The sequence below is a fragment of the Nocardiopsis sp. TSRI0078 genome, from assembly GCF_001905145.1.
Lineage (GTDB): Bacteria > Actinomycetota > Actinomycetes > Streptosporangiales > Streptosporangiaceae > Nocardiopsis.
Genome location: NZ_LWLB01000023.1, coordinates 118322 through 145272, shown reverse-complemented (window position 1 = coordinate 145272; position 26951 = coordinate 118322). Strand labels below are relative to the sequence as shown.

General features: G+C 74.4%; 20 protein-coding genes. 8 read left to right on the top strand and 12 right to left on the bottom strand.

What is annotated here, in order from left to right:
* Positions 1-273 precede the first annotated feature (273 nt).
* Positions 274-1530: an AMP-binding protein gene (locus tag A6A08_RS15065; protein WP_073703225.1), complete on the bottom strand. Its 1257-nt coding sequence runs from the start codon at positions 1528-1530 to the stop codon at positions 274-276.
* Between the two features lie 180 nt (positions 1531-1710).
* On the opposite strand from A6A08_RS15065, the gene menB reads away from it, so the two are divergent.
* The 4 genes from menB to A6A08_RS15045 all read left to right on the top strand — a co-directional run bounded on the left by menB (position 1711) and on the right by A6A08_RS15045 (position 6415).
* Positions 1711-2550, top strand: a complete 840-nt coding sequence (menB, locus tag A6A08_RS15060; RefSeq protein ID WP_073703224.1) for a 1,4-dihydroxy-2-naphthoyl-CoA synthase — start codon at positions 1711-1713, stop codon at positions 2548-2550.
* The gene (locus tag A6A08_RS15055) at positions 2547-3527 is read left to right on the top strand and encodes an o-succinylbenzoate synthase (protein WP_073703223.1); all 981 of its coding nucleotides are present in this window, start codon (positions 2547-2549) and stop codon (positions 3525-3527) included. The genes menB and A6A08_RS15055 overlap by 4 nt, the downstream gene beginning before the upstream one ends.
* Positions 3528-3716: 189 nt before the next feature.
* The gene (menD, locus tag A6A08_RS15050; protein ID WP_073703222.1) at positions 3717-5429 is read left to right on the top strand and encodes a 2-succinyl-5-enolpyruvyl-6-hydroxy-3-cyclohexene-1-carboxylic-acid synthase; all 1713 of its coding nucleotides are present in this window, start codon (positions 3717-3719) and stop codon (positions 5427-5429) included.
* A 152-nt stretch (positions 5430-5581) separates the two neighbouring features.
* Positions 5582-6415 carry a cupin domain-containing protein gene (locus tag A6A08_RS15045; RefSeq protein ID WP_073703221.1) on the top strand — a complete coding sequence of 278 codons (834 nt, stop codon included), beginning with the start codon at positions 5582-5584 and terminating at the stop codon, positions 6413-6415.
* A gap of 40 nt (positions 6416-6455) precedes the next feature.
* On the opposite strand, the gene A6A08_RS15040 is transcribed toward A6A08_RS15045, so the two are convergent.
* The 9 genes from A6A08_RS15040 to A6A08_RS15000 form a co-directional block, all read right to left on the bottom strand.
* Positions 6456-7883 (bottom strand): glutamine synthetase family protein, encoded by a 1428-nt coding sequence (locus A6A08_RS15040; protein ID WP_073703220.1) that lies wholly within the window; start codon positions 7881-7883, stop codon positions 6456-6458.
* Positions 7880-9847: an IucA/IucC family siderophore biosynthesis protein gene (locus A6A08_RS15035; protein ID WP_083609129.1), complete on the bottom strand. Its 1968-nt coding sequence runs from the start codon at positions 9845-9847 to the stop codon at positions 7880-7882. The genes A6A08_RS15040 and A6A08_RS15035 overlap by 4 nt, the downstream gene beginning before the upstream one ends.
* A gap of 56 nt (positions 9848-9903) precedes the next feature.
* Positions 9904-11730: an IucA/IucC family siderophore biosynthesis protein gene (locus A6A08_RS15030; RefSeq protein ID WP_073703219.1), complete on the bottom strand. Its 1827-nt coding sequence runs from the start codon at positions 11728-11730 to the stop codon at positions 9904-9906.
* Positions 11723-13039: a hypothetical protein gene (locus A6A08_RS28000; protein ID WP_073703218.1), complete on the bottom strand. Its 1317-nt coding sequence runs from the start codon at positions 13037-13039 to the stop codon at positions 11723-11725. The genes A6A08_RS15030 and A6A08_RS28000 overlap by 8 nt, the downstream gene beginning before the upstream one ends.
* Positions 13036-14367 (bottom strand): lysine N(6)-hydroxylase/L-ornithine N(5)-oxygenase family protein, encoded by a 1332-nt coding sequence (locus A6A08_RS15020; protein WP_073703217.1) that lies wholly within the window; start codon positions 14365-14367, stop codon positions 13036-13038. The genes A6A08_RS28000 and A6A08_RS15020 overlap by 4 nt, the downstream gene beginning before the upstream one ends.
* Positions 14364-15956, bottom strand: coding sequence for a pyridoxal-dependent decarboxylase (locus A6A08_RS15015; RefSeq protein ID WP_083609128.1), 1593 nt, complete (start codon positions 15954-15956; stop codon positions 14364-14366). Before A6A08_RS15015 ends, A6A08_RS15020 begins: the two co-directional genes overlap by 4 nt.
* Before the next feature lie 155 nt (positions 15957-16111).
* Positions 16112-16723, bottom strand: coding sequence for a GNAT family N-acetyltransferase (locus tag A6A08_RS15010; RefSeq protein WP_242422632.1), 612 nt, complete (start codon positions 16721-16723; stop codon positions 16112-16114).
* A gap of 153 nt (positions 16724-16876) precedes the next feature.
* Positions 16877-18142: an alanine racemase gene (locus A6A08_RS15005; protein ID WP_073703216.1), complete on the bottom strand. Its 1266-nt coding sequence runs from the start codon at positions 18140-18142 to the stop codon at positions 16877-16879.
* 234 nt (positions 18143-18376) lie between these two features.
* Positions 18377-19396, bottom strand: coding sequence for an iron-siderophore ABC transporter substrate-binding protein (locus A6A08_RS15000; protein WP_073703215.1), 1020 nt, complete (start codon positions 19394-19396; stop codon positions 18377-18379).
* Positions 19397-19581: 185 nt separating this feature from the next.
* On the opposite strand from A6A08_RS15000, the gene A6A08_RS14995 reads away from it, so the two are divergent.
* From A6A08_RS14995 to A6A08_RS14980, 4 genes are all read left to right on the top strand, one after another.
* Positions 19582-20655 (top strand): iron ABC transporter permease, encoded by a 1074-nt coding sequence (locus A6A08_RS14995; protein ID WP_083609127.1) that lies wholly within the window; start codon positions 19582-19584, stop codon positions 20653-20655.
* Positions 20652-21758, top strand: coding sequence for an iron chelate uptake ABC transporter family permease subunit (locus tag A6A08_RS14990; RefSeq protein ID WP_073703214.1), 1107 nt, complete (start codon positions 20652-20654; stop codon positions 21756-21758). The genes A6A08_RS14995 and A6A08_RS14990 overlap by 4 nt, the downstream gene beginning before the upstream one ends.
* Positions 21755-22612 (top strand): ABC transporter ATP-binding protein, encoded by an 858-nt coding sequence (locus tag A6A08_RS14985; RefSeq protein WP_073703213.1) that lies wholly within the window; start codon positions 21755-21757, stop codon positions 22610-22612. The genes A6A08_RS14990 and A6A08_RS14985 overlap by 4 nt, the downstream gene beginning before the upstream one ends.
* 349 nt (positions 22613-22961) lie before the next feature.
* On the top strand, positions 22962-24986 hold the full coding sequence (locus A6A08_RS14980) for a PhoX family phosphatase (RefSeq protein WP_073703212.1): 2025 nt from the start codon (positions 22962-22964) through the stop codon (positions 24984-24986).
* Positions 24987-25060: 74 nt separating this feature from the next.
* Here the strand turns inward: A6A08_RS14980 and A6A08_RS14975 are convergent, their stop codons facing one another.
* On the bottom strand, positions 25061-25510 hold the full coding sequence (locus A6A08_RS14975; RefSeq protein ID WP_073703211.1) for a GNAT family N-acetyltransferase: 450 nt from the start codon (positions 25508-25510) through the stop codon (positions 25061-25063).
* 46 nt (positions 25511-25556) lie between these two features.
* A complete protein-coding gene (locus tag A6A08_RS14970; protein WP_073703539.1) occupies positions 25557-26846 on the bottom strand; it encodes an isochorismate synthase MenF in 1290 nt (429 codons plus the stop codon).
* Between the last annotated feature and the right edge of the window lie 105 nt (positions 26847-26951).

Here is a 26951-nt window from a genome sequence, read left to right as displayed (position 1 = left end):
GGGCCGAGACCGGATACTCAGGTAGACGTCGGGGAGCTTTGGGAAGTTCCCTCCCTTTTGTCGGACACGGCCGTCGTCGACCGCGCTGGGACCGGGCGTGCGGGGGTCGGCCGGGCCTTTCCGCGTACACCGGTGGTCCGCGGGCGCCGCGGGGGTGGGCGCGGCACCCGACGCGCCCCAGGGTCCCATGTGTTCGGAGTGCACCGGTACACGCACCGTGGCCGAAGGGCGCTGGTGGGGGTGCCGGAGAGGGCGGCGGGACCCGCCGCGGGCTCAGGCCCGGGGGCCGCGCAGCGTCACCAGGTCGGGCTTGCCCGAGGCCAGCATCGGCAGGGCCCCGCGCACCTCCAGCTCGCGCGGGGCGGCGTAGGAGGGCAGCCGCTCGCGCACCCACGAGCGCAGCTGTTCCAGGGACGGCGGCGCGTCCGGGTCGGCGGGCACCACGACCGCGCTGACCCTCTCGCCCCACTCGGGGTCGGGGCGGCCCACCACCACCGACTCGGCCACCGCGGGGTGCTCCATCAGAAGGGCGTTGACCTGGCCGGGCACCACTTTGTGGCCGCCGGTGTTGACCACCTCGTCCACACGGCCGAGCACGTGCAGGCGCCCGTCCCCGTCCAGGCGCCCCAGGTCGTTGGTGCGCAGCCACCGGCTTCCCTCGCCGTCGGCGGCCAGCGCCTCCGGGTCGCCCTGGGCGCCGGGGGCGATCCGGTAGCCGCTCAGCAGCATCGGCCCCGACAGCAGGATCCGCCCGGGCTCGCCGGGGGCCTCGGAGTCCACCCGTACCCGTACGCCCTGCAGCGGGACGCCGTCGTAGACGCAGCCCCCGCAGGTCTCGCTCATGCCGTAGGTGGTCAGCACCCGCCCTCCGGCCGCGCGGGCGGCCTCCAGCAGGGCGGGTTCGGCCGCGGCGCCGCCGAGCAGGATGGTGCCGAACGCCGACAGGTCCACTCCGGCCTCCAGCAGCCGCCGCAGCTGGGTGGGCACCAGGGACACGTGCGGGCGCAGCTCACGGGCCAGCTCCGCCACCCCCTCCACGGAGAAGGGCGCGTGCACAGCCCTGGTGCCCATGGCCAGGGCGCGCGTCATCACCTGGATACCGGAGACGTGCCCGGCGGGCAGGACGCACAGCCACGCGTCGCCGGGGGCGGCGCCGATGCGCGCCACCGACGCCCGGGCGGCCGAGCGCAGGGCGGCCGAGGACAGCTCCACGCCCTTGGGGGCGCCGGTGGAGCCGGAGGTGGTGACGACCAGGGCGGTGTCCGCGCCCGCGGGCGCGGATCCGTCGAGTTCGGTGACCCCGTCGGGGGTGCGCAGACAGGCCGGGCGCATCGCGGTGAGCAGTTCGCGCACGCGTGCGTCGGGGGTCCCGTCGGGGATCGGCAGCAGGGCGGGCCCCCGCCCCTCCAGGGTGCGGGCCAGCAGGTCGCCCAGGTCCTCGGGGGCCAGCCCGCGCACCGCGTGGAGGGGGCGACCCCCGCGGGACGGGGCGTGTGTCGCCGGAGCGCCGGCCTGTTTCTCGCGTGCCACGACCGACAGGGTACGCCCGCGGGGAGCGGTCGCGCCCCCCCCGCGGGCACGGCCGACCCGGGGGTGCGATCGCGCGTGGCGGCTCGCCTGGCACAATGCGTAGGGTTGGCGCTTGGACGCGGCCGTACCCCGGGCGCGTCCGCGTCGTCCCCAGTGTCCCCGTGAGGAGAAGCAGTAGCCGTGAACAGCGTGATCGAGTGGCAGCGGTCGGGCGAGTACTCCGACATCATCTACGAGACCGCGGAGGGTATCGCCAAGATCACGATCAACCGCCCCGAGCGGCACAACGCGTTCCGGCCCCAGACGCTGTTCGAGCTCCAGGAGGCCTTCAACCTCGCCCGTGACGACTCCGAGGTCGGCGTGATCGTCCTCACCGGTGCGGGCGACCAGGCGTTCTGCTCCGGCGGCGACCAGAAGATCCGCGGCGAGGACGGCTACATGGGCGACGACGCCGTGGCCCGCCAGGGCATCGGCCGCCTCAACGTGCTCGACCTGCAGGTGCAGATCCGCCGCACGCCCAAGCCCGTCATCGCCATGGTCGCGGGCTGGTGCGTCGGCGGCGGCCACGTGCTCCACGTCTGCTGCGACCTGACCATCGCCGCCGACAACGCCAAGTTCGGCCAGACCGGCCCCAAGGTCGGCTCCTTCGACGGCGGCTACGGCTCCTGGCTGCTCGCCCAGACGGTGGGCCTGAAGAAGGCCCGCGAGATCTGGTACCTGTGCCGCCAGTACAGCGCCCAGGAGGCGCTGGACATGGGACTGGTCAACACCGTCGTGCCGCTGGCGGACCTGGAGAAGGAGACCGTGTCCTGGGCCCGCGAGATGCTGGAGAAGTCGCCGCTGGCGCTGCGCATGGTCAAGGGCGCCATCAACGCCGTCAGCGACGGCGCCGCAGGGATGCAGCAGTTCGCCGGTGACGCCACGATGCTCTACTACATGAGCGAGGAGGCCCAGGAGGGCCGCGACGCCTTCAAGGAGAAGCGCCGCCCGGAGTTCGACAAGTTCCCGCGCCGCCCGTGACACGTGTGGAGCCCGACCCGGCGGGCACGCCCGCCGGGGGGCGTGCCTTCGCCATCGGCCTGCGCAACCGCTTCCGCGGCATCACCGTCCGCGAGGGCATGCTCGTGCGCGGGCCCGCCGGATGGGGGGAGTTCTCGCCCTTCGCCGAGTACGGGCCGCGCGAGTGCGCCCGCTGGTGGGCGGCCTGCCAGGAGGCCGCCCGGCACGGCTGGCCCGCCCCGGTCCGCGACCGGGTGCCGGTCAACGTGACCGTGCCCGCGGTGGACCCCGAGCGCGCCCACGCGATCGCCGCCGCGGGCGGCTGCGCCACCGCCAAGGTCAAGGTGGCCGAGCGCGGGCAGGAGGAGGCCGAGGACCTGGCCCGCGTCGAGGCGGTCCGCGACGCCCTGGGCCCCTCGGGCAGGGTGCGGGTGGACGCCAACGGCGCCTGGGACCCCGACACCGCCGTGCGGATGGTGCGGGCGCTGGACCGGTTCGGCCTGGAGTACGTCGAGCAGCCCTGCGCCACTCTGGACGAGCTCGCCGCGGTGCGCCGGCGGGTGTCGGTGCCGGTGGCCGCCGACGAGTCGATCCGCAGGGCCGAGGACCCGCTGCGGGTGCGCGCCGCCGACGCCGCCGACATCGTGGTCCTCAAGGTCCAGCCGCTGGGCGGTGTGCTCGCCGCGCTGCGCGTGGCCGAGGCGTGCGGCCTGCCGGTGGTGGTCTCCAGCGCCGTGGAGACCTCGGTGGGCCTGGCCGCGGGGGTGGCCCTGGCCGCCGCACTGCCGGAGCTGCCCCACGCCTGCGGCCTGGCCACCATGCAGATGCTGACCGCCGATGTCACCACCGACCCGCTGCTGCCCTCGGACGGCTTTTTGCCCGTGCGGCCGGTGGAGGTGGACGAGGAGAGCCTGCGCGCGGTGGAGGTCGACCCCGCCGCGTGGCGGGCACGCGCCGAGGCGGCCCGTTCCGCAGGCGGGGACGCCGGCTCCGGATAGCCTCCGCGCCGCCCCCGCGGAGCGCGCCGAGGTGCGCCGCGGCGCGTTCGGGTAGGGGCAGGGGTGTGGTGCGTGTGTGTGGCGGGCAACAGTCGTGTTCGTCCATCCCGGGCCCCGGGTGGGGGTTGACTGTAGGGAGCGGGTCCACATGGTGATACTTGGTACACATTGAGACGATCGAGAGTGTTGATGAATCCGTCCACCGCCCTGGCGCGGGTCCTGGTCGACGAACTGACCCGCTGCGGCCTGACCGAGGCCGTCGTCGCGCCGGGGTCGCGTTCGACGCCGCTGGCCCTGGCCCTGGTCGCCCACCCCGACGTCAGGGTGCACGTGCGCATCGACGAGCGCTCGGCGTCCTTCCTCGCCCTGGGCCTGGCGCGGGTCTCCCGGCGCCCGGTCGCGGTGGTGTGCACCTCCGGTACGGCGGCCGCCAACTTCCATCCGGCGGTGATGGAGGCCGACGAGAGCGGGGTGCCGCTGCTGGTGCTGACCGCGGACCGGCCCCCGGAGCTGCGCGGTACCGGCGCCAACCAGACGGTGGACCAGATCGGCCTGTACGGCGGCGCGGTGCGCATGTTCGCCGAGGTGGGCACCCCCGACCCGGTTCCCGGCATGGTCGCCTACTGGCGGTCGCTGGTCTGCCGTGCGTGGGGTTCGGCGGTGGGCGGGCGCCCGGGCCCGGTCCACCTCAACGTGGCCTTCCGCGACCCGCTGACCCCCGACGACGGGGCGCGGCCCTGGCCCGAACCGCTGGAGGGGCGCGAGGGCGCGAGACCGTGGATCGCCCGTCCGGGGCCGGCGGCCGAACCCGCCCCGTTCACACTGCCCGACGTGGAGCGGGGCGTGATCGTGTGCGGTGACGGCGACTACGACCCGGTGCCGTTCCTGGCGCTGGCCGAGCTGACCGGGTGGCCGCTGCTGGCCGAGCCCACCTCCAACGCCCGCCGGGTGGGCGCGGTGTCCACCTACCGGCAGCTGCTGGCCTCGCCGAGCCTGGCCTCGGGGCCGCCGCCGGAGCTGGTGGTGAGCGTGGGGCGGCCCAACCTGTCCCGGCAGACGCTGGCGTTCCTGCGCCGTGCCGAACGGCACGTGGTGGTCAGTTCGAGGACGGTGGGCGACCCGGCCGCGAGCCTGCCCAACTCCTTCTCCGACCCGGCGCGCACCGCCACCGACGTGGTGGCCGCCGTCGCGCCCCCGGCGGGGCTGGACCTCGACTCGCCCCGGCACACCGACTGGTCGCGGACCTGGGAACGGGCCGAGTCGGCGGCGCGGACGGCGCTGGACGCGGTGCTGGACGCCGAGGAGACGCTCAGCGAGCCCCGCCTGGCCCGTGACCTGGTCGCGCACCTGTCCGCCGGTTCGCTGCTCTTCGCCGGGTCCAGCATGCCCATCCGCGACCTGGACGCGACCATGCGCGCCCGCTGCGGGGTGCGGCTGGTCGGCAACCGGGGAGTGAGCGGCATCGACGGGACGGTCTCCACCGCGGTCGGCGCCGCGCTGGCCCACCAGGCCGACGGCGGGGGGCAGGCCTACGCGCTGCTGGGCGACCTCGCGGTGCTGCACGACCAGAACGGGCTGATCATCGGCCCCGGGGAGGCGCGCCCGGACCTGGCGGTCGTGGTGGTCAACAACGACGGTGGAGGGATCTTCTCCGGCCTGGAGCAGGCCGGGCACCCCGACTTCGAGAGGGTGTTCGGCACCCCGCACGGGGTGTCCATGGAGCGGGTGGCGGCCGTGGCCGACCTGCCCTACACCCGCCTGGAGTGGGCCACCGACCTGCCCAAGGCCCTGCTGGGCGAGGGACTGCGGGTGATCGAGGTGTGCACGCGCCGCGCAGGCAGCGCCGCGCTGCGCCGCAGGCTGCAGTCCGCGGTGGACGCCGCCGTGGACGACGTGCTGTAGGTCTCGCCCCCTCGGGCACGCGTGCCCGATCCCGTCTCCCCGACAGGGGGGGAGGAACGGTGGATTGCGGGCGTGTCGTGTGGGGAAGGAGCTGTGCAAGGGGCGGCTCTGGTCCCTGGTACCAGTGATTCGTGTGTGGCGGGGTGGAGGCAATGCACTATGTGCTGCACATGACGGAGCTGGCCCGATGGCGGTCCGGCACCGGCGACCTGGAAGCGGAGAGCCTGCACACCGACGGGTTCGTGCACGCCTGCCCCGACGAGCAGGCCGTCCTGACGGTCGCCAACAGCCTCTACGGCCCGGCCACGGAGCCCTACTGCGTCCTGGTGGTGGACACCGCGCGCCTGGCGTGCGAGGTGGAGTGGGAGCCCCTCTCCACGAAGCCGTCGGCGGGCCGGGGCGGCGGCGTCGCGGTGGAGGAGTCGGCGCTCCTCCCGCGCATCTACGGGCCCATCCCGCGCGAGGCCGTGGTGGGGGTGCGCTACCTGCGCCGCGAGCCGCCCGGCGTGTTCACCGCGGTGGAGCAGCGCAGCCAGACGGCCGAGGTGCTGGACCTGTTCCCGCACCCGGAGGGCGGCTGGTTCCGCGGCCTGTGGCGCAGCGGGATGTGGACGCGCCCGGAGGGCTTCGACGGCGACCGGGAGACGGCCTCGGCCATCCAGTTCATGCTCGGGCCGGGGGAGCGGTGCCGGTGGCACCGGCTGCGCTCGGCGCAGCTGTGGTCCTTCGACCGCGGAGGCCCGGCCATCGTCGGGCTCGGCGGCTCCGGGCCCTCCCCGGCCGAGGAGGAGCGGCACATCCTGGGACCGCACGTCGAGGCGGGGCAGGAGCTCCAGGTGGTGGTTCCGCCGGGGACCTGGCAGAGGGCCCGCCCGTTCGCCACCCAGGAGACCCTGGCCACCTGCGTCGCCTCGCCCGCCTTCGAGTTCGAGGACCTGGAGATCGCCGACCCGGGAGGCAGCCTGCGCTTCCCCCGGACGCTGTGACCGCTCCCCGCCGGGGCGGTTCGGCGGGGAGCGGCGGGCCTCACCCGCGTTCGAAGTGGCGGCGGAGCTCGAAGTCGGTGACCGAGGCCGAGAACGCCGCCAGCTCCGCGCGGCCCGCGGCCGCGTAGTGGCGCACCACGTCCGGGCCGAAGCAGGTCCGGGCGATGCCGCTGGACTCCCAGGCCAGCACCGCCTCCTCCAGGGACGCGGGCAGGCGGGGCAGGTCCGCGGCCGAGGCGTCGCCGTGTGTCGGTTCGGGCAGCGGCAGCGCGTGGTCGATGCCGTACAGCCCCGCCGCGACGATCCCCGCCACCGCCAGGTAGGGGTTGGCGTCCCCGCCGGGCACCCGGAACTCGATGCGCGCCGACTCGCCCGAGCCCACCACCCGCACCGGGCACGTGCGGTTGTCCAGCCCCCACGAGACCGTGTTGGGCGCGTACCCCTGCGGTGAGAGGCGCTTGAAGGAGTTGACGTTGGGCGCGGACAGCAGCGCGAAGTCGCGCATGCACGCCAGCTGACCGGCCACGAAGTGCTCCATGTGCTTGGACATGCCGTGGCGGCCCGAGCCGTCGTCGGCGAAGACCGGGGAGCCGGTCCCGTCGCGCAGCGACAGGTGCACGTGGCAGGAGTTGCCCTCGCCCCCGTCGAACTTGGCCATGAAGGTCAGCGCCACCCCGGCCTGGGCGGCCAGCGCGCGGGCGCCCGCCTTGTACACCACGTGGTTGTCGCAGGCGCGCAGGGCGTCGCCGTAGCGGAACACGATCTCGTACTGGCCCGGGTGGCACTCCCCGCGCGCGGACTCCACCGTCATGCCGGTGCGCTCCATCGCGGTGCGGATGCGGCGCATGAGCGGGTCGATCTCGGTCACCTCCGGCAGCGCGTAGTCGGAGTTGAACCGGGTGGCGGTGGTCAGGTTCCGGTAGTCGGCCTCGAAGGCCTCCTGGTAGGAGTCGCGAAAGACCAGGAACTCCAGTTCGGTCCCGGCCAGGGCGTGCCAGCCGCGTTCGGCCAGCCGGTCCAGCTGGGCCCGCAGCACCTGGCGCGGCGCCACCGGCACCGGGCGGCCCCCGGCGTCGCGGGCGTCGCCCAGGACCAGGGCGGTGCCGGGGTCCCAGGGCAGGTAGCGCAGCGTGCCGGGGTCGGGCACGATCGCGAAGTCGCCCAGCCCGCCGCCCCAGGGGTCGGTGGCGTACCCGGGCCGCGACTCCATCTCCACGTCGGTGGCCAGCAGGTACAGGCAGGCGTCGAAGCCCCGCGCGAGCACCCGGTCGGTGAAGTCGTGCGGGTTGACACGGCTGCCCTGCACCCTTCCCTGCAGGTCGGGCAGGGCCACGATCACGTCGGTGACCGCACCCGAGGCCGCGTCCTCGCGCAGCCTCTCCAGCGGGACCGGGAAGGGCGGCGGTGGCGGGACCGGGGGCAGGGTCTCGCGCAGGGGCGGCAGTCCGTCGCCGATCAGCGGGCTCACGCGCGCCCTCCGCTCCGGGCGGCGGTGTGCAGCGGGTTGGGGACGGGCGGGGCGTCCATGTGGAACTCGGCGTCCCGCTCGGCCCGGTCGTGGTAGCCGCCGCCCAGCAGCCGCTCCCGGTTCAGGCACACGCGCTCGAAGGAGGGCGCCGAGAGGTCGAACAGGGCGAACCGGTCGGCGAGTTCGGGGAACTCCTCCTGGTAGCGGTCGATCTCGGCGCGCACCAGCTCCCAGAACCGCTCCTCGGCCACCCCGAGCTGCTCCTGCGCCAGCGGTGCCAGGTAGCGGAAGTGTCCCACGAACAGGGACTTGGCGATGGAGGAGGTCAGCTCGGCGGCGTCGAAGCGCATCAGGACGCCCAGCGCCTCGGCGGGCAGGCCGGCGTACTCGGGCAGGTCGGTGTCCAGCAGCTTCATGTCGTCCACGAAGTCCTTGACGGCCAGCCGTACGGGGCGGTCCCGGTCGTCGTAGACCACGATGGCGTTCTCTCCGTGCGGGTTGAACGCCAGCCCGTACCGGTAGAGCAGGTGCAGGACGGGCGGCAGGACGGCGCGCAACAGGGCGCGCAGCCACTCCTCGGCGTCCAGGCCGGAGCGCTCCACCAGTTCGGCGGTGAACGCCCGCCCCCCGCCGTCCACGTGCAGCAGCGCGGCCAGGGTGCGGGCGCGCTCGCCCGGGTCCAGCCGCTGGGTGACCGGTTCGCGCCACAGGGCGCCGAGGAGTTGCCGGTGCCGGTAGGGGGCGTCGGGGATGTCCTCCAGGACCGGGTGGCGCACGGCCACGGCGGCGACCTCGCCGGGCAGGATCACCCGGCACCTTTGGGACAGGAAGGCGTCGCCCTCGTACAGGGCGTGCACCCACCGGGTGCTGGCGGGCGCCGCCCGGCACAGCTCGGTGGGGATGCCCCGGTAGACCATCGTGTTGAGGATGGCCAGGGACAGCTTGACGTTGAGCCGGTCGGGACGGGTGAGGTTGGTGAAGGTGCGGATGGACTGCTGGGGGAGGTAGTCGTCGGCGGCCTCGCCCAGCGGCACGATCAGTCCCTCGGCGAGCTCGGCGGCGAACAGGGGCACCACCACCTCGTCCCACTGCCAGGGGTGGACCGGCAGCCACACGAACTCGGCGGCCTCGGCCCCGGTGCGCCGGGCGGCCTCCTCCAGCCGCCGGGTGAACAGCGCGGTCAGGTCCGGGCCCAGCTCACCGGCGAGCAGCGCCTCCTGGTCCAGGCCGGGCACGCCGTGGTGCTCGGCCAGGGAGCGGTGCACGGCGATCCACGGCAGGCGGACGGACCGCAGGGCCTCGGGCGGGTACTGGGTCCGGTCGCGGGCGGAAAAGCCCACCCGGCCCTTGTTGGCGAAGATCCACGGGTGGCCTCCCTGGTGGCCCTCCAGCCAGGCATGGGGAAGGTCGGCCAGGTCGGCGCTGGTGGCGGCGGACTCGGCCAGGCGGGCGTCGGAGCTCAGGGTCGCGGTCAGCTCCCCGACGGTGAAGGCCTCCACGGCCGGGTCCACGATCCCGGCCGCGCCCAGGTCGCGCAGCAGGGCGAAGGGCGAGGCGGGCGCGGTGGTGCCGTCGGCGTCCTCGCGCAGGGCGGTGCCGGGCACGACCCGCCAGCCGTCCATGGTGGTGCGCCGCCCGCGGAACAGGTAGGCGGCCCCGGGGTGGACGCGGGCGCGCCAGGGGCCGGTGCCGTCGGGGTCGGAGGGGCCCTTCCCGGGCTCGGGGCGCAGCGCGTACTCGAAGCACAGCTCGGCGAGCATCTTGGCCGCCAGGTGGTCGCCGGCCCGGCGCCAGCGCTCGCGGGTCAGCTCCGAGGGCACCGGCAGGGGCGGCGCCGCGCCCTCCGCCGGGACGGTGGCGCCGGTACCCGGAGCGGGTTCCCCGGCGGGTGCCGGGGAGGGCGGTGCGTCGGCGGTGCCGGGGGCCGTGGCCGGCGCGTCGCCCGGGGCGGGGTGGGTGTGCATCGGTGTCTCCGGGGTCGTGGGCGTGGCGGACGCGCCTTCGGCGGGCGCCGGGCGGCTCAACGCCCGGCCTCCGGGACGGCCAGCGGGTTGTCGACCAGGCCGTGCATGACGTCGAACTCGGCGTCGCGTTCGGCCCGCTCGTGGAACCCGCCGCCCATGAGCTGCTCGCGGTTCAGGGCGACCCGGCCCACCTTCGGGGCCAGCAGGTCGAACCAGGCGAAGCGCTCGGCCAGCTCGGGGAAGCGCTCCTGGTAGGCCAGCACCTGTTCGCGTGCCAGCTCCCACAGCCGCCGGTCGGGCACGCCCAGCTGGCGCTGGACGATGTCGGCGAGGAAGCGCAGGTGCCCGGCGCAGATCGCCGAGAGCACCGAGTGCGCCAGCTCCTCGGGCTTCCACCGGTGCAGCACCGCGCGTACGTGGTCGGGGATCTCGGCGTACTCGGGCAGGTCGAAGGGCAGCAGCTCCACGTCCGAGCCGAAGTCCTTCAGCGCGATGCGCGCGGGCGCCTCGTCGGCGTCGAAGACGAGCACGACGTTCTCCCCGTGCGGGGTGAAGGAGGCCCCGTACCGGTACAGGTAGTGCAGCACGGGCGGGAACAGCGCGCCCAGGAAGCGGCGCAGCCACTCCTCGGCGCCCAGCCCGGAGCGCTCCACCAGCTCGGTGACCAGCGCGCGCCCGTCGGCGCCCTCCAGCAGCAGGCAGGCCATGGTGCGGGCGCGCTCGCCCGGGGCCAGGTGGTGGTGGACCGGCTCGCGCCAGATGGCGCCCAGCAGCTCGTGGAAGCGGTAGGGGGCCTGCGGCATCCGGTCGAACACCGGGTGGGGGACGGTGGCCGAGGCCCGCTCGGCGAGCATGGCCACCCCCGTCTCCGCGAAGAACGCGTCGCGCCCGGCCAGGTCCCGCAGCCAGGTGCTGGTGTGCGGGGCGCACCCGGTCTGGGTGCCCGACAGCCCGCGCCACACCAGGGTGTTGCGGATCATCAGGGGCACCTTGACGTTGAGCCGCTCGGGCCGGTCCAGGTTCATCAGGGTGCGGATGGACTGGAAGGGCCGGTAGCGGTCGCGGCTGTGCCCCAGGCGCACCATGCGCCCCAGGGCGATCTCGGAGGCGAACAGCGGGGCGATGACCTCGTCCCACTGGAAGGGGTGCACCGGCAGCCACAGGTAGGCGTCGGGGTCGCCGCCCCGCTCGCGGATCCGCTCGGCGAACGCGTCGCGCTGGTCGGCGTCCAGCTCACCGTCCAGCAGGGCGGCGCGGTCGGTTCCGGCCATCGCCTGGAAGCGGCCCAGGTCGGGGTGGACGGCGATCCACACCAGCCGGAAGGCGCCGCGCGCCTCGGGGGTGTAGCGGGCGGCGTCGGCGGCGGAGAAGCCCAGGCGCCCCTTGTTGACGAAGATGCAGGGGTGCCCGGTCTGGTATCCCTCCAGGTCCTCGTAGGGCAGGTCGGCCAGGTCGGCGGCGTCCAGGGAGGCGGCCGTCAGGCGGGCGTCGGCGGCGTGCGTGGCCATCAGGTCGCGCACCACCTCGGCCAGGGAGTCGCCGGGCAGGCCCACGGTCTTCTGGGCGTCGGTGACGAACAGGGTGGGGTCCCATGCGGGCTCACGGCCGCGGTCGGTGGTGCGGGTGAGGGAGGCGGGGTCCACGTGCCAGGAGCCGAACCCGCCCCTGCGGGCGGTGAAGGCGTAGGCCACCCCGCCGTCCACGGCCAGGGTCCAGGAGTCCTCGCCGGGCTCGGGCCGGGGCATGACCATCTCCTCGTAGGCCATCTCGCCGATCATGTGGGCGAGCAGGCGCCGGCCGGCGCGGCGCCAGGTGTCGGGGTCGGTGGTCACGGCGGAGGCGTCGTCGTGGGAGGCGTGTGCGGTCTGTGCGGTCTCAGGCATGCTGTGTGTCTTCCGTCCGGTGCGCGGTCGTGGTCTGGGGCGCGGGCTCGGGCGTGTGGGCGGGATCGGGAGCGGTGGTGCCGGGAGGCGGGTGCGCGGGCAGCAGGGCCAGGGTGAGGGCGAGCGCGCCGAACAGGGCGGCCCCCGCCGCCAGGGGCAGGCCCAGGCCTGCCCCGGCCAGCGCGCTGGCCAGCACGGGGCTGACCAGGGTCGCGCCCACGCGCACGGTGGCCACCGCCGAGAAGGCCGGTCCGCGTGCCCCGGTGACCTCGAACACCCGAAGGTCCAGGGCGACGTGGCCCAGGCCCAGTCCCGCTCCGAACACCACGCGCCCCAGGGCGAGCAGGAGCGGGTCGGGGGTGGAGAACTGCGCCAGCAGGCCCAGGGCGGCCACCAGGCAGGCGACCGGCAGCAGGGCCCGGCCCAGCAGGGCGTGCGCCCGGCGCGCCAGCGGCAGGACCAGGAGCACCGTGGCCTGGGGCAGCAGGAACAGCACGGCCGCCATCGTGGTGCCCGTCCCGCCGTCCTCCGCGTAGAGGGTGAAGAAGGGGCGTACCACCAGGCGGGCGGTCTCGGCGGCCAGCACGGCCGCGCACACCGCCGCCAGGGCGGCCGTGGCCGCGCGTGCGGGCCCGCCGTACACGGGAGCGCCGCCTCCGGTCGCCCCGTGGGCGAAGCGTCCGCTCGTGCGTGCGCCGCCGTGCCCGGCCCCGCCGGAGGCGGCCCCCTCGCCCGCGGCGGGGGCGACCGCCGTGCGGTCGGCCGTCCGGGGCAGGTGGCGGTGGCACAGCACCGCCAGGGCCACGTACAGCAGCGCGCACGCGGCGATCCCGTAGCGCGGGTTGGGCAGGGCCATGACGGCGGCGCCCAGCACGGTGGCCACCACGACACCGCCGTTGACCACGTAGGCGAACAGCGTCACGTCGCGCAGCCGGTCGCGGCCGGTGCCCACGAACGCCGGATAGGCCAGGGTGAAGGCCATGGTGACCACCACCTGCGCGGCCGACAGCACCAGGAACGCCGTGTACGTGGGCGCGGCGGCCAGCACCAGCTCCAGTACCGCCGCCACCGCCAGCGCGCCCACCACCAGGGTCCGCATGGGGGCGCGGCGGGCGGCCAGGCCCCACAGGGGCATGGCGGCCAGGGCGGCGGCCCGGCACACCCAGATGAAGGTTCCTGTCGCGGCGGTGCCGGTGACCCCGAACAACCGCTCGAACAGCTGCGGGTAGAACGGGCTCAGCGCCACGTCCCCCACCAGGTGCAGCAGGATGACGAGCAGGTACAGGCGCCGGAAGGCCGGACCGGTCACCGCCCCTCCCCGGCCGGGGCCCCGAAGGAGGTGAACGCCGTCCGCCCGGGCAGGCGGTAGACGGTGCGCCCGGTCAGGCTGTTGAGGATGGTGGCCGCCCGCCAGGCGCCCAGCCCCAGGTCGGGGGCGCCGACGCCGTGCGTGTGCAACTCGGCGTTTTGCACGTGGATGGGCGCGGTCAGCTCCGGCTCGGCGGCCAGGCGCAGGTCCTGGCCGATCACCGGCCGCCCCCGGGCGTCGGCCCGCAGCAGTTTGGCCACAGGCGCCAGGAAGTCCGGGCTGCGCTGGGCGTAGCCGGAGGCGGCGATGACCGCGTCGGTGCGCACGGTGAAGCCCCGGTCCTGCTCGCGGTGGTGGAAGTCCAGCGCGAACCCGTCGCCGTCGGTACGCGCCTCCACCAGTTCGCAGTGCGCCCGCAGGGAGGCGCCCACCGGAGCCCCGGCGATCCCGCGTTCGTAGAGCACGTCGTGGATCTCGGCGATGGTGTCGCCGCTGATGCCCTTGTACAGCTGCCACTGCTCGGGCACCACCCGGTCCTTCACGTGCTGGGGAAGGGCGTGGAAGTAGCGGGTGTAGTCCGGGGTGAAGTGTTCGAGCCCCAGCTTGGAGTACTCCATCGGCGCGAACGCCGGGGAGCGGGTCAGCCAGTTCACCTGCGTGTCGCGGTTGCCGGGCGAGCGCAGCAGGTCCAGGAAGACCTCGGCGCCGGACTGGCCCGAGCCCAGCACGGTCACGTCGCCCAGCCCGGCCAGACCGGGGGCGCGGTCCAGGTACTCGGCGGCGTGGAAGACCCGCTCGCCCACCAGGTCGGCCAGCGGTTCGGGCAGCACGGGCTCGGTGCCGATGCCCAGCACCAGGGCGCGTGCGCGCACGGTGGAGTGCGCGCCCCGGGCGTCGGCGTACTCCACGGTGAACACGCCCTCGTGGTGGTGTACGGCGGTGGCGCGGGCGTCGAAGCGGCACGAGGGCAGTTGGTGGGCGACCCAGCGGCAGTAGTCGTCGTACTCGCGGCGGGGCACGTGGAAGTGCTCGGAGAAGTAGAACGGGAACAACCGGTCGTGCTCGCGCAGGTAGGACAGGAACGACCACCGGCTGGTGGGGTCCACCAGGCTGACCAGGTCGGCGAGGAAGGGTACCTGCAGGCGGGCGCCCTCCAGCAGCAGGCCGGGGTGCCAGGAGAAGGAGGGGCGCGCCTCGAGGAAGCGCGCGCTGAGGCCGGGGACGGCGTCGGCGAGCGCGGCCAGGGCCAGGTTGAACGGGCCCAGGCCCACGCCCACCAGGTCGTGCACGCGGTCGTCGTCGGGGCGGGGGAGCGGGGCGGCGGTCAACGGGACTCCTTCAGGGCGGCGGCCTCGGCGTCGCCCGCGGCGACGACCTCGGCGAGCAGGGACGCGGTGTCGTCCGGGGTGGTGTCGGGGTTGAGCAGGGTGAGCTTGAGCCACACGCGGCCCTCGAACCGGGTGCGTCCGACCACGGCCCGGCCCTCCCGCAGCAGGCGGCGGCGCAGCCGGGCGTTGACGGTGTCGCTGTGCTCACCGGCGTCGTAGCGGAACACGACGGTGGTCAGGGAGGGTGAGGCGGCCAGGACCAGGCGGGGCTCGCCGACCACGTGGGCGGCGGTGCGCAGGGCCAGGTCGCGGCACAGGTCCACCAGGCGGCCCAGGCCGTCCGTGCCCAGGGCGCGCAGGGTGACGGCGATCTTGAACACGTCGGCCCGGCGGGTGGTGCGCAGGGAGTAGCCGAGCAGGCTGGGGTATCCGGCCTCCTCGTCGTCGGTGGGGTTGAGGTAGTCCACCGAGCGCGAGAGCGGGGCGAACAGCGCGCGCTCGCGGGTGAGCAGGATTCCGGCCGCCACGGGCTGCCAGCCGAGCTTGTGCAGGTCCATGCTGACCGAGTCGGCCCGTTCCAGCCCGGCGAGCAGCCCGCGCAGGCGCCGGGAGAACAGCAGGCCGCCCCCGTAGGCGGCGTCCACGTGCAGCCACACGCCGAACTCGCGGGCGATGCGGGCGATGGCGCCCAGCGGGTCGATGCCGCCCAGGTCGGTGGTCCCGGCGGTGGCCACGACGGCGACCGGGACGTCACCGTCGGCGCGCAGGCGCCGCAGGGCCTCGCGCAGGGAGGCGGGGCGCATCCGGTGCTGGGAGTCGACGTCGACGGCGACCACGGCGTCCTCGCCCAGTCCCAGCAGGGCGGCCGAGCGCTGCACGGAGAAGTGCGCGACCTCCCCGCACAGGATGCGGGGGCGTGCGCCGCCGGCGGCCAGGGCCACGCCGTGGCGTCCGGCGTCGCGGTCGGGGGAGGCGGTGAGCGCGTGGTCGCGGGCCAGGAGCAGGGCGGTGAGGTTGGACTCGGTGCCGCCGGAGGTGACCACACCGCCCGCCCGCTCGCCCTGGTAGCCGACGAGGTCGCCGAGTTCGGCGATGACCTGGGTCTCCATGGCGGTGGCGGCGGGCGCCTGGTCCCAGGAGTCCAGGGACTGGTTGAGGACGGCGGCGACGGTGTCGGCGGCCACCGCCACCGCCAGCGGCGGGCAGTGCAGGTGGGCGGCGCAGCGGGGGTGGGCGGGATCGGCGGCCCCGGCGGCGAGTGTCCGGGTCAGCCGGGTCAGGACGTCGGCGGCGACGGTGTGCTCGGGGCCCGGGTGGGCGGCGCCGTCGGCGGGGCCGAGCGCCTCGCGGACCGCGTCGGCGACCTGGCGGGGGGTCCGGGCCGGGATGGGGCCCTCGCGTTCGGCGCAGGCCTCGGCCAGGGCGCGGGTGGCCGCCTCGACCAGGGCCGAGACCGTGGCCGGTCCGCCGGGTGCTCCCGCGAGCCCGCCGGCCAGCAGCGTCGCCGCGCTGGTGGGCACGGGACAGCTCAGGGTGCTGGGCGCCTCGGTGCCGGTGGCGACTGAGTCAACACTCGGAGTGATGGGCATGGGCGTCGGGCTCCAGTTTTCCGTGGTTGATCGTGGGCGCGCGCGGAGTGGGGCGAGGGGCGTGTCCGGGGCGCGGGATCCCGGCGGGGGAGGGGACCCGTGGCGGGAGGGGAGGGCGCGGGCGGGGCCGGGCGGTCCCGCCGGGCCGGGGCCGGTCAGCCGTTCAGCGGCATGAGCAGGCAGTGGTGCCTGCGCCAGCCCGGGTGCGGTGCGAGGTCGCCCACGTGCCGCCAGCCGTTGCGCAGGAAGATGTCCAGGGCGTGGGTGTTGGTCTCGGCCACCAGGCCGGCCGCGCGCTCCTCCCGGCGTCCGCTGAGGAGGAAGGGCATCGCGTGCTCCACGATGCCGGTGCCGCGGAAGGGGGTGTGGACGAGGGCCTCGCACATGGCGAAGGTCCGGCCCGGGCGCTCGGCGGCGACGTCCCCGGCGTCCACGCCCGGCCGCGGGACGAACCCGTTCCACCAGCCGGTGGTCGGCTGCAGGGCGTAGCCGTAGGCGAACGCGGCGAGCTCACCGTCCACGCGGCAGGCGGTGAGGCGAAAGCCCGGTCGGTTCGCGCTGAAGGCCAGGCGCTCGCCGAAGGGCGGGGTGCTGTGGTCGGGCAGGTGCAGGACGTCGGCGTAGACCGTCTCGTAGGCGTCGACCCAGGGGGTGAGGTCGGCCAGCACGTCGGCGCCGGTGAGGTTGTCGACCCTCCAGGCGGTGGCGGGCCCGGCCGGTTCGGCCGACGCGGTCGCGATGGCGGCGGTGGCGGGCGGAACGGGCACGAGGGGCTCCTTCGTCGGGGGGTACGGGGCACTTCCGGGCGGGCTCCGGGTGCGCGCGGGGGCCGCACACCGGGAGCCGTCATAAATTAGGGCAGGCTTACCTAATCATGTCAAGGCGTGCGGGCCCCGGAGTGACCCAGGACACAAGGGCGGTCAGGGCAGGCGGCTGTCCACGGTCAGGCGGGGTGCCGCCGGGTGCGCCAGGAACGCGGGCATCGCGAACTCGTGCCCGTAGGCGCCGGCGTTGGGGAAGACCAGCACGTCACCGGCGTGCAGGGACTCCACCCGCACGTCCCTGGCCAGCACGTCCTCGGGGGTGCACAGCTCCCCGCACACCGTCACCGACTCCCCGAGCGCCCGGGGCCGGGGCACCCCGGCAGGCCACGGGCCGCCCTCCAGTACCGCGAAGTTGTGGCGGATCTCCCACGACGTGGGCAGCTGGAAGTGGTTGATCCCGCCCCGTACCACCGCGAAGCAGCCGCCGTAGGCCGACTTCACGTCCGTCACCCGCGCCGCGTACCAGCCGGTGGGGGCCGCGATCCAGCGTCCCGGCTCCAGCACCACCTCCACCCCCGGGTCGGGCAGCCGCGCCAGGGCGGCGCCGAACCCCTCCAGATCGAAGGCGCCCTCGCCCTCCTCGAAGGGCACGCCCAGGCCGCCGCCCACGTCCACCAGGCGCAGGTCCACCCCGTGAGCGTCCGCCGTCCGCCGCGCCCACTCCAGGCACCAGCGCACGTAGGCGGCGTGCGCGGCGGCGTCGGTGTTGCCGCTGACCGCGTGCACGTGGAAGCCCACGAGGTCCACCCCGGGCAGGGACAGGGCCGTGCGCACGGCGTCGGCGGCCAGGGGCTCGGGGACGCCGAACGGCCCCGGGGTACCGCCCATCACCAGTGCCCCGCTGACCGGTACGTGCTCGGGGTTGACACGCAGGGCCACCGGCAGCACCGTGCCCGCCTCACAGGCCGCGGCCGAGACGCGGTGCAGCTCCAGCTCGCTCTCGGCGTTGACCACCACGTCCGCGCCCCGTTCGGCGCGCAGGCGGGCCAGGCCCGACAGCAGTTCGGGGGTCTTGCCGGGGCCGCTCACCCCGATCCGCCCGCCGGCCGCCCCGCGTCGGGCGCGCAGCGCGGCCAGGGCGGTGCGCGCCTCGCGCAGGGAGGCCGCCTCGAACCCGTCCACCACCTCGGCCAGGTGGGCGAGCACCGGCTCGAAGCCGTTGGCCTTGACCGCGAAGTAGACCCGGGCCCACGGGGGCAGCGCCTTGCGCAGCGTGCGGGCCCGGTCGGCGGCCAGCGCGGGGTCGTAGACGTATCCCGAGCCGGTGTCGGCGGCCAGGTCCAGGGCCGCCCGGCGCACGCGCTCGGGGATCCGTTCGGAGGCCAGGGCGGGGGTGTGCTCGAAGGAGCGGGGCGGTTCCATGGAGGATCCCTCCGGTGCGCGTGGTGGTTCGGACACGCCGTGTGCGCGGCACACGGCAGGCGGCCGGGACGGGACCCGGTCGGAAGGGCCCCGTCGCGGACCGCCCGGTGGCGGGAGTACGGCTCAGCCCGTGGGGGTGTGGTCCGGGCGCCGGCGGGGTTCGGGAGGATCCGAAGGTCCCCGCCTTGCGGGCGCCCGCACACGGGGCGAAGCGGAGCCCCGAGGAGAGTGGGGCTAGCGCTGCGGGTCGACCTCGAAGATCTCGGCGACGTCGTCCAGCACGGCGTGCGCGGCGATCAGGCCCACGCCGGAGATCCAGTACTCGTCGCTCACCTCGGTCTTGGTGCCCTCCAGCTCGTCCCACAGCGGGTTGGAGGTGTAGCGCTCCTTGTCCTTCTCCACCTCGCCGACGCCGTCGTCGTAGGTGGACACCAGGATGTGGTCGGCCTCCAGGTCCATCAGCCGCTCGGGGCTGTGGTAGGTCACGATCTCCTCGGTGTCGGTGGCGGTGTTCTCGCTGGGGGGCAGGCCCAGGTCGTCCAGGACCACGCCGATGTAGGAGTTGCGGCTGTACAGGCGCACGCCGTCGGCGTCACCGGCGAAGCGCACCACCGACACGGTGGGCAGGTCCCCGTCCGCGGACGCGGCGATCTCCTCGCCGATGGCGGCGGCCCGCTCCTCGTACTCGGTCACGAGGCGGTCGGCCTCCTCGGCCATGCCCATCGCCTCGCCGGTCAGGCGCAGGTTCTCCTTCCACGTGGCGCCGGTGGTCTCCGACATCACCGTGGGGGCGACCTCGGTGAGCTGGTCGTAGCCGTCGCCGTGGCGGACCTCGGCGGACAGGATCAGGTCCGGCTGGCTCTGGGCGACCAGCTCCGGGTCGATCTCCCACAGCAGGCCCACCGACTCGGCCTCCTCGGCGCTGCCCACGTTCCAGTCGCTTTCGAGCAGGTACCCGGGCAGGGTGTCCTGGCCCTCGGCGATCTGTGTGAAGCCCACCACGTTCCCGCCCAGGGCGAGGGCGGCGTCCACGTAGGTGGAGTCCAGCGGCAGCACCCGCTCGGGCGCGGCGGGGATCTCGGTCTCGCCCATGGCGTGCTCGACGGTGATCGGGAAGCCCTCGGCGCTCTCCTCCCCGGAACCGGCCGAGGCGTCCTCCTCCGGGCCGCTCGCGCCGCAGGCGGTCACCAGGGTCAGGGATGCCGCGACGGCCAGGGGCAGGCCCGCGCGGCGCAGGTGGGCGAGGGTGGTCATGTGGGCTCCCGGTGGTTCAGGGGATCAGGGGAAAACGAGACACTGCTCTGTCGACACGAAAAAGACACACATCCTCAGCGGATGTGTCGTCTTCGTCCCAGACGTGGCAAACTTAGAGTATCCAAGTGTGGCTAGGCAAACCTAAGTTAGGTTGGCCTGGCCTTTCGTCATGATTGGGAGACCGGGTGAGGGAGACCACCGGACCGCCGCGAACCCCCACGGCGTCGGCGCCGGCGACCATCGCGGGCGGCGCGGTGGCGGCCCGCCGGACACGCCGGATCTCGGGCCTGGGACTGATGCTCCTACTGCTGTGCCTGGCCGTCCTGGCCAGCGTGCTCATCGGAGCCCGGGGCCTCAGCCCCGGCACCGTGTGGCTGGCGCTGACCTCCACCGCGGGCAGCGAGGCCGACATCATCGTCAACGAGATCCGGCTGCCGCGCACCGCGCTCGGACTGCTCGCCGGGATCAGCCTCGGCCTGGGCGGCGCCCTCATGCAGGGCCACACCCGCAACCCCCTGGGCGATCCCAGCATCCTCGGCGTCACCTTCGGCGCCGCCCTGGCCGTGGTGCTGGGCATCCTGTTCTTCGGCGTCACCACCCTGTACACCCAGGCCGGGTTCGCCTTCGCGGGCGCCGCCGTGGCCGTGGTCCTGGTCTACGCCATCGGCTCGGTCCCCGGACGCGGCCCCACACCCGTCACCCTGGCCCTGGCCGGGACCGCCGTGAGCTGGCTGGCCTACTCCGTGACCTCCGGCCTGGTCCTGCTCGACCAGTCCACGATGGAGGACTTCCGGTTCTGGCGGGTGGGCTCCCTGGTGGGCCGCGACCCCGCGATCCTCGGCCCCATGCTGCCCGTGGTCGCCCTGGGCACGGTCCTGGCCCTGGCCAACACCCGAGCCCTCAACGCGCTGGCCCTGGGCGAGGACACCGCACGCGCGCTGGGCTTCCGGATCGGCCGCGCCCGCGCCACCGGCCTGCTCGCCATCACCCTGCTCACCGGCGTGACCGTCGCCGCCTGCGGGCCCATCGCCTTCGTCGGGCTCATCGTGCCGCACCTGGCCCGCGGCGTCGTCGGCGCCGACTACCGCTGGCTGCTGCCCTACTCGGCGCTGATGGGCGCGGCCCTGCTCCTGACCGCCGACGTCCTGGGCCGCTTCCTCGCGCCGCCCGGCGAACTCCAGGTCGGCGTGGTCCTGGCCATGCTCGGCGCGCCCTTCTTCATCTACATCGTCCGCCGCCGGAGGCTGCTCGCACTATGACCTCCACCCTCGCCCCCGACGACGCCCGACAGCGGGCCGGCGACCGCCTGTCCCGCCGGGGCCGGGCCGTCCGCCTGGGCCCCGTCTCGCTCCCCCTGCGCCCCCGCCTGGTCGCCGTCGGCCTGCTGACCGCCCTGGCCCTGTTCGTGCTGGTGGCGCTCAACCTCTCCATCGGCTCGACGTTCGTCCCGCCCGACCGGGTGTGGGCCAACGTCATCGGGACCACGTACGACGACTACTTCACCATCTGGCGTGTGCGCATGCCGCGCGTGGTGGTGGGCATGCTCGCCGGGGCAGCCCTGGCCGCCGCGGGCGCCATCACTCAGACCATCATGCGCAACCCCCTGGCCAGCCCCGACCTGCTGGGCGTCACCCACGGCGCCAGCGCGGGCGTGGTCGCGGTGATGGCCTTCGGCGGCAGCTACGGCGTCATCAGCGGACCCATGGCCTCCATTGGCGTGCCCGCCCTGGCCCTGCTCGGCGGCCTGGCCGCCGGAGCCCTGTGCTACGGGCTCGCCTGGCGCGGCGGTATCGACGGGTTCCGCCTGCTGCTGGTGGGCGTGGGCGTGTCCACCGTCCTGATGAACCTCACCCTGTGGATGCTCACCCTGGGGGACGTCAGCGACACCGGCCGTGCCATGGTCTGGATCGCGGGCAGCCTGTCCATGCGCACCTGGCAGGACGCGCTGCCCGTCGCGGTGGCGCTGGTCCTGCTGCTGCCCCTGGCCCTGGTCGCCGCGCGCACCCTGGACGTGCTCGCCTACAGCGACGACGTGGTCCGCGGCCTGGGCGTGCGCCTGGAGCACGCCCGCACCGCCATGCTGGTCCTGGCCGTGCTCCTGGCCGCCTTCGGCACCTCCGCCGCCGGACCGATCCTGTTCGTGTCGCTGGCCTGCCCGCAGATCGCGCTGCGCCTGGCCCGCACGCCCCGGCCGCCCGTCCTGCTCTCCGCCCTCGTCGGCGCCGTCCTGACCTGCGCCGCCGACCTGATCGCCCGCAACCTGCTCAGCATCCAGCTCCCGGTCGGCATCGTCACCGGCTGCCTGGGCGCCCTCTACCTGATCCACCTGCTCGTCCGCGGCAATCGGAAGGTTCACGCGTGACCACACAAGAGACCCGTGCGCGGGTCGCTCCCGAACCCGTCGCCACCGCCCCGGTCCGGCTGAGCGCGCGCGGCCTCACCCTGGCCTACGACGACCACACCGTCGTGCAGAACCTGGACGCCGACATCGTCGAGGGCACCATCACCTGCGTCATCGGCCCCAACGGGTGCGGTAAGTCCACCATGCTGCGCGCCCTGGGACGGCTCATGAAGCCAAGGGCGGGCCTGGTCGAGCTCGACGGCCGCGACATCCACCGCGTGCCCACCCGCGAGGTCGCCGAGGTGCTGGGCGTGCTGCCCCAGCAGCCGGTGGCGCCGGACGGGCTGACCGTGGCCGACCTGGTGGCCCGGGGGCGCCACCCCTCCCAGCGCTGGTACCGGCAGTGGTCGGGCGAGGACCACCGCGCGGTCTCCGAGGCACTGGAGCAGACCGGGCTGCTGGAGCTGGCCGACAGCCCCCTGCAGGAGCTGTCGGGCGGCCAGCGCCAGCGGGCGTGGATATCCATGGTCCTGGCCCAGGGGACCGACCTGTTGCTACTGGACGAGCCCACCACCTTCCTGGACCTGGTCCACCAGGTCGACGTCCTGGACCTGGTGCGCGACCTGCACCGGAACGGCGGGCGCACCATCGTCATGGTGCTGCACGACCTCAACCTCGCCGCCCGCTACGCCGACACCGTCATCACCATGCGCGAGGGGCGGGTGGTGGCCAGCGGGACCCCGGCCGACGTGCTCACCCCGGAGTTGCTGCGCGAGGCCTTCGACCTGGATGCGGTCGTGGTGGAGGACCCGGTCACCGGGGGACCGATGGTGGTCCCGGTCGGCCGCAGCGGCCAGGAGTCCCCGAAGCGGTAGGAGCGGGGCGTCCCCGGGGACGGAAGCCGGCCCGGGGACGCCGAAACGCGGGGCATGAAGTACATTCGGGGATCTTTCCGGGCGTGTCATGTGGATCGGGCGGGTCCGCACAGGTCATGATCACCACCAGGACCGACAGTGTGTGTTCATACAACCCTGGAGAGTGACACACCAGGGAATGTGCCGGAGTTGTAGGGGCGTTCACCTCGGTTTCACCCGTGCGTGCGGAACCTCGGCCAAGGTCGAGAGCGACCGGCGGCGAACCCGCCGGACCTGGAGAAGCCGCGCGTCCCGGTTCGACCCGCACCGGCCGGAGCACGCGGACCAGCACGATCCCCAAGGAGAAGGTGTGCCCGAATCCGCGCCCCGCCGCCGCCCACTGCCGTTGATCGGTCAGGTCGGGGGCGGCCGTTCCCGCGCAACGTGTCGACTGCGCTGTGGCGACGCCTGTTTCCACCCCGCACCCAACACCAGTGACAACTCCTACTTCGGCGACATCTTCGCCAAGGCGCTCTCCCGCCGCACCGCGCTGCGCGCCGGAGCGGTTACCGCCGGGGCCGGAGCATTCGGGCTGGCCGTGTCCGGCTCCGTCGCCGCTGACCCGCGCGGCCCGGGCCGCCCCCACCCCTCGCCGCGGCCCACCTTCAAGAGCGTGCAGCCCAACACCGACGACAAGGTCACCATCCCCAAGGGCTACGAACAGCACGTCGTCATCCGCTGGGGCGACCCCGTCCTCCCCGGTGCCCCCGAGTTCGACGTGCACGGCCAGAGCGCCGAGGCCCAGGCCCAGCAGTTCGGCTACAACTGCGACTACGTCGGCTTCCACCAGCTAGACGACGACCACGCGCTGATGTGGGTCAACCACGAGTACACCAACGAACACATCATGTTCCCCGACTACACCGACGGGGCCTCGGCCACCGAGGAGCAGGTCCGCATCACCATGGCCGCCCACGGCGGCTCCCTCGTCGAGCTGGAGCGCGAGGGCGGCACCGGCAAGTGGGTGCTGTCCGGGGGCGAGCGCTCCTTCAACCGCCGGATCACCACCGACACCCCCATGCGCCTGACCGGCCCCGCCGCCGGGCACGAGCTGCTCAGGACCGCGGAGGACCCCACCGGAACGCTGGTCCGGGGCATGCTCAACAACTGCGCGGGCGGGATGACCCCCTGGGGGACCTTCCTCACCGCCGAGGAGAACTTCCACCAGTACTTCGCCAACGGTCCCGGGACCGCCGAGACCCGCCGCTACGGCCTCGGCACCGGACCCTCCGGGCGCCGCTGGGAGCGCTTCGAGGAGCGCTTCGACCTGGCCAAGCACCCCAACGAGGCCAACCGCTTCGGCTACATCGTGGAGATCGACCCGCTCGACCCCGGGTCCGAGCCGCGCAAGCACACCATGCTCGGCCGCTTCAAGCACGAGGGCGCCAACAGCCGCCTGGCCGAGGACGGCCGGGTCGTGGTCTACATGGGCGACGACGAGCGCTTCGACTACATGTACAAGTTCGTCAGCGCCAAGAAGTACGTCGAGGGCTCCCGGCGCCACAACCTCACCCTGCTGGACTCGGGCACCCTGTACGTGGCGCGCCTGAGCGGCAACAGCCCCGCCGGGGAGATCGACGGCTCCGGCTCCCTGCCCGCCGACGGCGAGTTCGACGGCTCCGGTGAGTGGATCGCGCTGTGCACCGACACCGAGAGCTTCGTCGACGGCTTCAGCGTCGCCGAGGTCCTCGTCCACACCCGTCTGGCCGCCGACACCGCGGGCGCCACCAAGATGGACCGGCCCGAGGACTTCGAGTGCAGCCCGGTCACCGGCAAGGTCTACTGCGCGCTGACCAACAACTCCGCGCGTGAGCCCGGCCAGGCCGACGAGCCCAACCCGCGCGGCCCCAACCGGTACGGCCACATCCTGGAGATCGTCGAGGAGGGCGACGACGCCGCGGCCACCGCGTTCTCCTGGAACGTGCCGCTGGTGTGCGGGAACCCCGAGGACGACGACACCTACTACGCGGGCTTCGACAAGTCCAAGGTCATGCCGATCTCGTCCCCGGACAACCTGACCTTCGACAAGGACGGCAACCTGTGGATCTCCACCGACGGCCAGCCCGGCTCCCTGGGGATCAACGACGGCCTGCACGTCATGCCGGTCGAGGGCCGCTTCCGGGGTGAGCTCAAGACCTTCGCGACCGTTCCGGTCAGTGCCGAGGCGTGCGGCCCCTTCATCACGAAGGACAGCAGGACGGTGTTCCTGGCCCCGCAGCACCCGGGGGACAACGGTACCTTCGAGGCGCCCACCAGCACCTGGCCCGACGGCGACATGCCCCGCCCGTCCGTGGTGTGCATCTGGCACAAGGCGGGACGCCAGGTGGGCAGGTAGCGGTCCGGCCCGGTAGACCACCGGCCCCGGCTTCCATCGTGGGGGCTGCCGGGGCCGGTTCTCCTTGCTCCGGCTCAGAGGCCCTTCTCGAAGCAGAGCGAGGACGGTGATCCGGCGTAGGCGCCGAACCCCGGGATGGGCGTGTAGCCCGCGCGGGTGTAGAAGCGCACGGCGTCGGGCTGGCGGTCGCCCGTCTCCAGGCGCAGGCACCTCCAGCCGCGCTCGCGGGCCCACTCCTCCAGAGCCGCCAGGACCAGCGGGGCCGCGCCCGAACCCCGCCGCTCGGGCAGTACGTACATCCGCTTGACCTCGCCCGCCCCGTCGCCGAGGTCGCGCAGGCCGCCGCAGCCCACGGCCGTGCCCTGGCCGTCGCGGGCCACCACGAACACCGCGATGTCGTCGGCCGAGGGCGCCACACCGGGCTCGGAGTCGGGGGTGCCGTAGCGTTGGGCGATCTCCGCCCGCTGCCCGGCCCGCAGTGCGCCGGCGTCGGGATCGTCCCAGGGGACCATGTCGATGCGCATGCGCGCAAAGCTAGCGGTGCCGTGTTTCGGGAACGTGAAACCGTGCTCAGGGCCGGGGTTCGTGGTCGGTGAGGGCCTCGCGCATCACCCGGAACTTGGACTCGGTCTCGGCCAGTTCCGAGCGCGGGTCCGACCGGGAGACGATGCCGCCCCCGGCGAAGAGCCGGGCGCGCGCGCCGTCCACGCGGGCGCAGCGCAGGGCGATGCCCCATTCGGAGTTGCCCGCCCCGTCCAGCCATCCCACCGGACCGGCGTAGCCGCCCCGGTCCATGCCCTCGACCTCGTCGATCAGCCGCATGGCCGCGGCGGTGGGGGTGCCGCCCACGGCGGCGGTGGGGTGCAGGGCGGCGACCGCGTCCAGCGCCGACACCCCGGGGGACAGGCGTGCGTGCGCGGGGGTGGCCAGGTGCTGCACGTTGGCGAGGGCGAGCAGGCGGGGCCGCTCGGGCACGTCCAGCTCCTCGGTGAGCGGTCCCAGCGAGGCGCGCAGGGAGTCCACGGCCATGCGGTGCTCGTCCACGTCCTTGGCCGAGGCCAGCAGTTCCTCGGCCAGGGCCCGGTCGCTGTCGGCGTCCCCGCCCCGGGGGCGGGTCCCGGCCAGGACCAGGGAGGTGAGCCGGTCGCCCTCGCGGCGCATCAGCAGCTCGGGAGTGGCTCCGACCATGCCGTCCACGGAGAAGGTGAAGCAGCTGGGAAAGCGCAGGCGCAGCCGCTCCAGCAGGGTGCGCACGTCGATGGGGGAGTCGGCGTCGGCGAAGGCGTCGCGCGCCAGCACGGCCTTGTCGAGCTCTCCGGCGCGGATGCGCTCGACGGTGTCGGCCACGGCGGCCGTCCACCGCTCGTCGGTCAGCGACCCCCGGCTCCAGGAGACCGGGCCCACCGGCCGCGGAGCGGGGGCGGGGCGCGGCGGCTCGGGCGCGTGGTCCCCCGGCCGGTCGGTGACGGTGGTCAGCCAGGTGCGACCGTCGCGCCGTCCGAGGAGTACGCGGGGCACCACCAGGGACGAGCCCCCGGAGGCGGGGGAGAAGGAGAACGTGCCGAAGGCGACCAGGCCTGTGCCCGGCCGGTCCACCTCGTCCCGGACCTCGGACCGCTCCGTGAGGCCGTCCACCCAGCGGGCCGCCTCGGTGAAGCGGGTGGTGTCGGTGGGGTCGGCCGCGCCGGGGTCGCCGTCCAGTTCCAGCCGTGCGGCCCGTCCCCAGCCCACGATCCCCTCGCCGCCGGTCAGCCAGGCCAGGGGCGAGTCGGCGGGTAGGTACCGCACCAGGCTGGAGGTGTCCTCGGGCAGGGCTACGGTGCGGACGAACAGGTGGGGCGGGCTCAGGGCGGCGTTCACGGTCATCGAGTCTAGAACCTTGTCTGTGACGGTGTGTCCGGTTCTGCCGAGGGGGAGGTGGTGCGCCGCGCACTGTGGCCCCGTGCCGGAGTTGTGCACGAAACG

Coding starts and splice junctions, on each gene's coding strand:
- menD (WP_073703222.1), top strand. CDS start 3,717: ATGAATCCGTCCACCGCCCTGGCGCGGGTCCTGGTCGACGAACTGACC.
- A6A08_RS15045 (WP_073703221.1), top strand. CDS start 5,582: ATGCACTATGTGCTGCACATGACGGAGCTGGCCCGATGGCGGTCCGGC.
- A6A08_RS15035 (WP_083609129.1), bottom strand. CDS start 9,847: ATGCACACCCACCCCGCCCCGGGCGACGCGCCGGCCACGGCCCCCGGC.
- A6A08_RS15030 (WP_073703219.1), bottom strand. CDS start 11,730: ATGCCTGAGACCGCACAGACCGCACACGCCTCCCACGACGACGCCTCC.
- A6A08_RS15015 (WP_083609128.1), bottom strand. CDS start 15,956: ATGCCCATCACTCCGAGTGTTGACTCAGTCGCCACCGGCACCGAGGCG.
- A6A08_RS15005 (WP_073703216.1), bottom strand. CDS start 18,142: ATGGAACCGCCCCGCTCCTTCGAGCACACCCCCGCCCTGGCCTCCGAA.
- A6A08_RS15000 (WP_073703215.1), bottom strand. CDS start 19,396: ATGACCACCCTCGCCCACCTGCGCCGCGCGGGCCTGCCCCTGGCCGTC.
- A6A08_RS14990 (WP_073703214.1), top strand. CDS start 20,652: ATGACCTCCACCCTCGCCCCCGACGACGCCCGACAGCGGGCCGGCGAC.
- A6A08_RS14975 (WP_073703211.1), bottom strand. CDS start 25,510: ATGCGCATCGACATGGTCCCCTGGGACGATCCCGACGCCGGCGCACTG.